Source organism: Xenorhabdus sp. PR6a (assembly GCF_028599065.1).
GTDB classification, from domain to species: Bacteria; Pseudomonadota; Gammaproteobacteria; order Enterobacterales; family Enterobacteriaceae; genus Xenorhabdus; species Xenorhabdus doucetiae.
The window spans coordinates 1-8,301 of the sequence record NZ_JAQRFJ010000092.1 but is presented as its reverse complement, the minus strand read 5'-3'; the positions used below and the strand labels follow the sequence as shown (position 1 = coordinate 8,301).

Annotated in this window: 8 protein-coding genes; 1 reads left to right on the top strand and 7 read right to left on the bottom strand. The window is 46.9% G+C overall.

Going from position 1 to position 8,301, the window contains the following annotated elements; translation table 11 throughout:
- Positions 1 to 151: 151 nt before the first annotated feature.
- The 6 genes from PSI15_RS16445 to PSI15_RS16420 all read right to left on the bottom strand — a co-directional run bounded on the left by PSI15_RS16445 (position 152) and on the right by PSI15_RS16420 (position 6,947).
- Positions 152 to 703, bottom strand: coding sequence for a hypothetical protein (locus tag PSI15_RS16445; protein WP_273584476.1), 552 nt, complete (start codon positions 701 to 703; stop codon positions 152 to 154).
- Between the two features lie 76 nt (positions 704 to 779).
- Complete coding sequence (locus PSI15_RS16440; RefSeq protein WP_273584475.1) at positions 780 to 3,050, bottom strand: glycerophosphodiester phosphodiesterase family protein; 2,271 nt, start codon at positions 3,048 to 3,050, stop codon at positions 780 to 782.
- Positions 3,051 to 3,354: 304 nt separating this feature from the next.
- Positions 3,355 to 4,443 (bottom strand): sulfate/thiosulfate ABC transporter ATP-binding protein CysA, encoded by a 1,089-nt coding sequence (gene cysA / locus PSI15_RS16435; protein WP_273584474.1) that lies wholly within the window; start codon positions 4,441 to 4,443, stop codon positions 3,355 to 3,357.
- Positions 4,444 to 4,453: 10 nt separating this feature from the next.
- On the bottom strand, positions 4,454 to 5,317 hold the full coding sequence (gene cysW, locus PSI15_RS16430; protein ID WP_273584473.1) for a sulfate/thiosulfate ABC transporter permease CysW: 864 nt from the start codon (positions 5,315 to 5,317) through the stop codon (positions 4,454 to 4,456).
- Positions 5,317 to 6,147: a sulfate/thiosulfate ABC transporter permease CysT gene (cysT, locus tag PSI15_RS16425; RefSeq protein WP_273584472.1), complete on the bottom strand. Its 831-nt coding sequence runs from the start codon at positions 6,145 to 6,147 to the stop codon at positions 5,317 to 5,319. Before cysT ends, cysW begins: the two co-directional genes overlap by 1 nt.
- Before the next feature lie 230 nt (positions 6,148 to 6,377).
- The gene (locus PSI15_RS16420; protein WP_443256107.1) at positions 6,378 to 6,947 is read right to left on the bottom strand and encodes an RpoE-regulated lipoprotein; all 570 of its coding nucleotides are present in this window, start codon (positions 6,945 to 6,947) and stop codon (positions 6,378 to 6,380) included.
- Positions 6,948 to 7,269: 322 nt separating this feature from the next.
- Between PSI15_RS16420 and PSI15_RS16415 the strand changes: the two genes are divergently transcribed.
- A complete protein-coding gene (locus PSI15_RS16415; RefSeq protein WP_273584470.1) occupies positions 7,270 to 7,512 on the top strand; it encodes a hypothetical protein in 243 nt (80 codons plus the stop codon).
- Between the two features lie 89 nt (positions 7,513 to 7,601).
- On the opposite strand, the gene PSI15_RS16410 is transcribed toward PSI15_RS16415, so the two are convergent.
- Positions 7,602 to 8,024: a GNAT family acetyltransferase gene (locus PSI15_RS16410; RefSeq protein ID WP_273584469.1), complete on the bottom strand. Its 423-nt coding sequence runs from the start codon at positions 8,022 to 8,024 to the stop codon at positions 7,602 to 7,604.
- Between the last annotated feature and the right edge of the window lie 277 nt (positions 8,025 to 8,301).

Here is an 8,301-nt window from a genome sequence, read left to right as displayed (position 1 = left end):
AAGTGGGCCTGCAAGTACACTGCAATAACTCAATTTCTTCATGGTCTACTCCAGTTTTGCTTAACGACATGCCCTCCCTTTTAAAGAGGACACGAGTTAAATGATAAGGAAAATCGGATTATTCGATGTATATTCCTTTAAGGGACCATGCTTACCCGTTGCCACCACAGTCGCGTTCATTCGAGCAGACGCGAATTGAAAAGAGCTTTTCACCGTTGACCGCATAGCATGAATTTGTTCCCCCAAATTTTTCAATTCTGACGGGGGATCGGGTCTGGTAGGCGGTCTCGATCGTTGATAATAATCGTTGATGTAGCATCCGGTTTTCATTGTCTGTGTTGGTGGCGTATGTCTCTATACTGATAATGTGTCCCGTACCCGTAGTCCCATCCGGCCATTGAGATAAATAGTAGCTCCCCTGAGGTGCGGGGAAGCTGGTTGTATCCAACTCAATACGAGTGGTGAGGTAATTGTCTTTTTTCTGATCTTTTGCAGGGCTGTTCTGATCCACCGCATAGGAAGTGATATACCCTGCCCCGCACAGAATCGGTTTTTTATTCGCCTGTAGTGTTCCTGTTGCCGCAAGTTCTGCGATTTTTACGTTACTGGCCAACGGTGCCGACTGGGAAGAACACGCGGTCAGGATAAACAGGGACAGCACAAGTGGGCCTGCAAGTACACTGCAATAACTCAATTTCTTCATGGTCTACTCCAGTTTTGCTTAACGACATACCCTCCCTTTTAAAGAGGACACGAGTTAAATGATAAGGAAAATCGGATTATTCGATGTACGGGGTGCCGAACGTCGCCTGAAAGCGCTTCCTGGCGTTTGAGGCATCAACCGTGGCACGGTCCAGCCCAGCCTGGATTTTTTTCCCGGCCGCAACCCAGATCTCCACGGGAACCTGTGACCGATAAACGGGCTGATGCTTCGCCAGGCGATGCAACACACGAGGATTGATCACCGGAACGGGGGGAGTCACGCTCTCCGCCGTTTTCATGGATAATTGCTCACCTTTCAATCCCGCGATGATGCCATCAATGTTCTTGATGTCATTAACCTGTTCCTCGAACGTGGACAACTTAGTCCCTATCGCGTCCCCATAAAGATGCTTGGTCCAGTCCGGCAACGTATAAGCCGGGATGTCGTCCGGTGTAAATCGCGGTTTGACCAGCGCGCTGGCACGATACTGCAAATCATCCGGCAGGCCGTTATGGCCGAGCAATCCCATGGCACCGACGCGCAAATCGGTCGGCAGGTCCGTCGTGGCATAGCCTACCGGAAGGTGGTCAGCGGTCAACTCCTGTTGCTTGTTGAGGATTGCCCTGCTCGAACGCAACAGGGGAGCAGGATAGGCATTATTCTCATAAACGGTTCCCCCCATGTTGTAATAGAAATTACGTATGGATCCTTGGGCAACGGCACCGTCCGGTGTGCGATGCGCCAGAGAAAAATCGGGATAACGGTCCGACAAACCGAAAATGCTCTTGGCGATCAGGCTGCTGACTCTGGCGGAGGTTTGATCCGGCAGTTCCAGCTTCGGTGTGATAGTCCCCGCCATGATGGCCTTGTAAAGCGCCATAAAATTGTCCTGAATCGCCGACTTGAATTTGTCGTTCTGCGGCATGGCGTTGAATTCCTTACTGGATGAAGGATCCCCGGGATGCCGGACTATGTGTTCCAGCGAAGGGGTGATCCCGATCTGGAAGACTGTCAGGTCACCGAGCGTGGCAAAATCGGTCGCCCAGCAGTAAAGCAGATAGGTACGGGACTCGATTTCGGTCAGTTGATCATCAGAGAAAATCGTCTTGCCCTGAAAAGTATTGGCCGGATCTTGCGACACAGTGGAAAAGGGCAGAAGGGAACGGTATCTGTAGTGCGATGTCATCGGCTCCTGTGCCGTCCAGTACATGGTGAAGGTCATATCCGTCATCGTCGACAGCATGACCCCTTCATTGGTCAGTAAAATAGCATTCTCCATCACTACCAGAAGGTGCGGGTTAATCTTATAGATCTCAGCGGCAGCCTCGTTAGGAGACAGAGCGTGCCGGGCAGCATATTGCCTGACGACATCATATGCGCCTGCCCTAAAAGCAAAAGGATACACCTTGATAACAACCTGATCCCTGTAGTCAGGATGGGCTTTCAAGATATCGATAACCGAGAGGGGGGCGTCATTTCTGGCATCAATGTACACGGTCATCCCGGGGAGATTTTCATGTATGAACTTCAGGACATCCTCTGTCTTCATCAACCGTTTCAGCCCACTGCTCTGCACGGCATAAGGAGCGCCCAGCGGATTGAGGATGTCGATGTTGGTCTGCGCAATCTTCGCATAGTTGTTTTTTCCCACCAACACTGGTGGCTTGTTGAGGTCACCGGTCAACCGATTGGTTACCAAGTCATGAACCACCACACTCTGATGATCCGCTGTGTCGAGCACATCAAATTCAACCGAACGTATCCCTGCAACATAGGCGTTCACAATGGCCGCCAGTGAGTTCTGGGGGATCCGCAACGCATTATTGTACAGGGCACGGTGCGCATTAAACTGAAAATTAGTCGAGGTAAATCCGCCGTCAGCACTCAGGATATCGTCAACGGGCCTGAGTTCTGGATGTGACTTCATCGCCTGAATAAACACCCTATTCTGGGCATCGGTCGTAATAACCGAACGCTCTTCCTCATAAATCGTCAGGCTGCGGTTTGCTCTGGCAAACGCCAGAATCGCCCTGATCTCCCGGTCGGTAAGATTCGCATAACGTTTTTGAAAATCGGCCAGACGTTTCCTGACCTCATGCTGATTGATATTGTCAGGCTGGCCGAGCTGGGCAATCAGATCCCGGAACTCCGTCCCCATGATATAGCTGGAAATCAGGCTGGAATAAGCACCATAAATAAACTTGTTATCCCAAACTTGGGTCCGGTAAGGGCTGTCGGGTGTTGGTTCGGCACGGGCTTCCGTCATAAAGGCGCCGACGAGGGAAAAAACAAGGAGAATTTTCAGTGTCGGCATCAGGGATCGGTATCCGGTGAGTGAAGTACTCATACATATCTCCGTACTTTCGTTTTAGCATTTATGCCCACCGAGGCTAACGCTCGGGCGCGAGGGTATGTTTATTCTGTCACTAGGGTTGGCGCGTTTTCCGCCTTCATGGGTGAAAATTTTTAGAGGATATGCTGACTTTTGGCAACTGAAATTGATGGTGTTTCATTCAACGTTACTTAAATGAACAGGCAATATTTAAACAAATAGGAAATTGGCCCGAATGCTCCTGAAGTCAATCCAGAACAAAAAATCCCTACTCTCTCGCATGGCGGGAAATAGGGATGCAATATAAAGATGAATAAAATCAGGCGGATTCAGCAAATCGCAACACGTTTAACGGCAAATCCCCCGCATATAAGCGAGCCCCTGTGCCACCCATAAAATAATGAGCTCCCCTCACCGGAATGGATGAATCATCCTGCCAAATCACGGACAGGTATTCATTCCCCCATCCTATTGGCTGAACAGATAACAGGAAAAAATGACCGCGCGGACTCACTTCCACGACTTGCACCGGCAAAGGACAGACTGTGGTTTGTTTGGCACTGAGCACCATATCCCAAGGGCGGAAAAAGACATCAACCTTTCCTTGATGCAGTGGTGTGATATTCAACGGAAAAATTGTCCCGCCAATCCAGAGATGGGAACCTTTAATTTCACCACTCAGTTTGTTGATTTCTCCCATAAATTCAAGGACAAAGCGGTTATCCGGTTCATGCCACACTTGCTGGGGCGTGCCGACCTGTTCAATGCGCCCCTGATTCATCAGCACCACTCTGTCAGCCACTTCCATCGCCTCTTCCTGATCATGGGTGACAAAGACGCTGGTAAACTTCAACTCTTCATGAAGCTGGCGCAACCAACGACGCAATTCCATTCTCACTTGCGCGTCCAATGCGCCAAAAGGCTCATCCAACAACAGGATCTGCGGCTCAACGGCCAATGCCCTGGCTAATGCCACACGCTGTTTTTGCCCACCAGAAAGCTGAGAGGGATAACGTTCTGCCAAATGGGAGAGTTGTACCATCTCCAGCAAGGCCATGACTTGACGGTGCAATCTCTCAGCACTGGGACGTTGATGACGGGGAAGCACGGTCAGGCCAAACGCCACGTTATCAAATACCGTCATATGGCGAAATAAGGCGTAGTGCTGAAAGACAAACCCAACACGCCGATCTTTTGCATGTCGCTGGCTGACCTCCTGCCCGTGGAACTTCAATTGACCGGCACTCTGCTGCTCAAGCCCCGCGATAATCCTCAACAAGGTCGTCTTGCCGGAACCCGACGGCCCCAGCAGGGCGACCATTTCACCCGATTCAATAGCCAGTGAAATTTCGTTCAGTATCTGAGATCGGCCAAAAGATTTACTGATTTTGTTGATTTCAATACTCATATCCCGCTCCTCATCCCCCTTGCTGATGGCTTAAACGCCATTGCAATGCACTTTTGACAATCAGGGTAATAATCGCCATCACCGCCAATAAGGCCGCTGCCGTAAATGCGCCAACCGTGTTGTAATCTTGATACAACAACTCAACCTGCAAAGGCAGCGTATAAGTTTCACCGCGAATGGCCCCCGATACCACCGACACGGCACCAAATTCCCCAATCGCCCGCGCATTGGTCAAAACAACGCCATATAACAATGCCCAACGGATATTTGGCAATGTCACGTGCCAGAACATCTTCCAGCCAGAGGCCCCCAACAATATGGCCGCTTCATCTTCCTGATTGCCTTGGCTCAACATCACCGGCACCAATTCACGCACCACAAACGGGCAGGTCACAAAAACCGTCACCAATACCATGCCAGACCATGAAAACATCAATTGAATGTCATAATTCCCCAGCCAACTGCCTAACCCCCCATTGGCACCATAAAACAGAAGATAAAGTAATCCGGCCACAACCGGCGAAATGGCAAACGGAATATCAATGAGTGTCAGTAATAATTGCCGGCCGGGGAATTGGAAACGTGTCACCAGCCATGCTGTCATGACACCAAAAACCAAATTGAGGGGAACGGTGATAAACGCAATCAGCACGGTCAACCAGATAGCGTGCAGCATATCGGGATCGGAAAGGTTTTGTGCAACCCTATCGATGCCTTTGGAAAAGGCAGTCAGGAAAATCCATGCTATTGGTATGACCAACAACAGAACCGAAAAAAGGATACCGGTGCCAATCAATAGCCCCTTTCCCCAATTTATGGAGGAACGTTTTACGGCAAGGCGTTGCGCCACGGTGGATACGGAAAATTCAGTCATCACTGTCCCCCGATCCGTTTACCAAAGCGGCTTTGCACGATATTGACACTAAATAGCAATAATAACGATGCGGCAAGAATGACCGATGCGATTGCACTGGCCGCCGGATAATCAAATTCTTGCAAGCGGACAAAGATCATCAGGGAGGCGACTTCAGTTTGCCAGGCAATATTGCCCGCAATAAAAATCACTGCACCAAATTCCCCCAAACTGCGGGTAAAAGAAAGCACTGTTCCGGCAATTAATGCCGGTGAAACCTCCGGTAAAATCACCTGCCGAAAAGTTTGCCAACGGCTCGCGCCTAAGGTTTGGGCGGCTTCCTCATATTCAGGGCCTAATTCTTCAAGAACCGGCTGAACCGTGCGGACAACAAAAGGCAGGCTGGTAAATGCCATTGCAACCGCAATACCTAACCAAGTGTTGGCAACTTTGATATCAAAATTGCCAAGCCAGGCACCATACCACCCGGTTGCAGAAAAGAGGGTCGCCAGGGTTAAACCGGCAACAGCGGTCGGTAAAGCAAAGGGCAAATCCATCAAACCGTCGAGTAAACTGCGTCCCGGAAATTGATAGCGCGTTAATATCCAGGCCATCAACATGCCAAAAACCATATTGAACAAACTGGCAACCGTTGCCGCCAGTAATGTCACTTGATAAGCGGCAACCACCTGCGGATTGACGATGACCTGCCAATATTGTTCCCATGTCATGCTGGAAAGCTGCACGACCAAAGCGCTCAACGGCAACAGCAGGATAAGGCAGACATAAAACAGGCTACAGCCCAGACTCAGCCCAAATCCAGGCAAGACACGTTTGCTGGCCCCCCACATTATTGACGCCCTACTATAGCCACTATTTTCATCCCACACCCAGCCCTTCACACTACTCGACAACAATTTCTCTACTGTATCCAGAATCTTTATAACAGGGTAGGTTAATAACGCCTGTTTTATATACCGAATTTTTATGAGAAATGATGAAAAGCGATAAAGGTGCAGAAGAGATTAAGTGACTATAAAAAGGCGCTTAACTTTATATAAGACGACTTTTTAGATTTTTATCATGACTTCCAAACAATGCGTGAAACCTTCCAACCTTTCAAAACATCATCGGAAGGCATTAATCCTTCCGGGCCATCCCAAGTGCCGGTAAAGACATAGCTGACATGCTGGCTTTGCGGGGACGGGCAAATGACGGTAGGTTGTATCGCGACATCATGGGAGCGCTGACATTTACCAAATGCCTGATGATAGAGATCGGAGAAAGGTGTGCCTATTTTTGTACCCCAAACGGTTTTAACCCCGTCGTCCAGCACATCAATACGATTAACCTTACCATTGACCAGACCATGAAATTCCAGTTTCACCTGATCATCTGCCATACCCTGAATGACACTCACTAACTTGCCATTTTGCATTTCCATGCCGCTACGCAGACGATATTTTCCCTCCAAGCCCTTTTCAATCGCGGATTGAGTCATATCCGTCTGTTGATTAATCTCTCCCATGCCCTGTTCAGAAACGCTCAAAGAGCTGCCAAACCAGTTAGATAAGGCAGGCCATGATGCACGTAATGTTCCGGCACAGGCCGTCAACAAGAATGAACATCCAACTAAACTGCCGACGGCCATAACCCTCTTCTGTTTGGAACCGAAATTAAATGCAAAAAATTTATCCATCACTGTTTTCTTACCTTTGACGCTATGAAATTGTCACTTGATATCTATCAGACCGCACTTTCAAAAAAACATTCAATTCAATTGTAAATACACAAACCATTTATCAACAGAAACATCAAAATCATGGTTAAAAAGGATTATTGATTCAGCATTGTACATTTATTTATAAAATAAATTGTATGATACAGACAATGTTGCAAATTTTTATCCGTTATCTTTCTGCCAACTTACCTTTATTAACCATTGGCTAAATAACTTAACTCAGGAGAGAAAAATGAATGTTCCTTATCAATATCATGTCAATTATCAGCAGCCTTATGACTGGACTGTATTAAAAGGAAAGTCCGCATCCTCTATACCTGAGCATTATTATCTATTTAAAGATGAGAATGGGAATATTAAAATTATGCTTTATTGTGATAATGGAAAACCCGTGATGTCAAAAGACCTTCTGGTTATAAAAAACAAATACCTGAGAGGATGGTCTCATTCTATTTATGCTTCAACAAAAAAGTAATAGCTGAAAATGTTCCCTTACTCCTCACACCGCGAGGAGTAAGAAAATGACCGGTAACTTCAGAATATTATATTTATTTAATACGCCATTTAGTCAATAATCAAGCGCTTGCTAAACATCACATTTTCTTGACATAAATAATCATATTCCATCTTTTCACACATACAGATTGTTGCATCATTTTCTTCTGGAACCAGAATCAAAATACAGGGACAACCTCTGGCCAATAATTTTTTTTCAAGACGAGAGATCAAAGCATTAGCTATTCCCCTGCCTCTGAATTCAGGATGAACCCCCAGATAATACGCATGACCCCGATGCCCATCATAACCGCCCATCACTGTACCAACCACTTCCCCTGCCACTTCAGCAACCAGAAATAAATCAGCGTCGTGGTTAAGTTTACGCTCAATATCTATTTCTGGATCATCACCAGAGTTAATCAAATCACAACGTTCCCAAAGTGTGATAACGGCTTCAAAGTCGTCTTGCCGAAATACCCGAATTTCCATAGTTAGTAAGCCTATTTAATAAGCAATTGAATCAATATTAATTATCACTGCTTTTATTTTGGAATCAATATGAAAATGCGTTTACTGAGACTAACAGGTATACTGCGGAGCTTCATAAACTAACCCAAATGAAAGCAGAAATGAATATACCTAATATATATTAGTTTCATGTTTTGGTGTTTGTCCATGATTTTTATTTTTTCATTAAAATCAAATAATTAATTATTTTATTATCTGTACATTGTTCCAGTGCTTATTGACGTTTTCCCACTCTTGC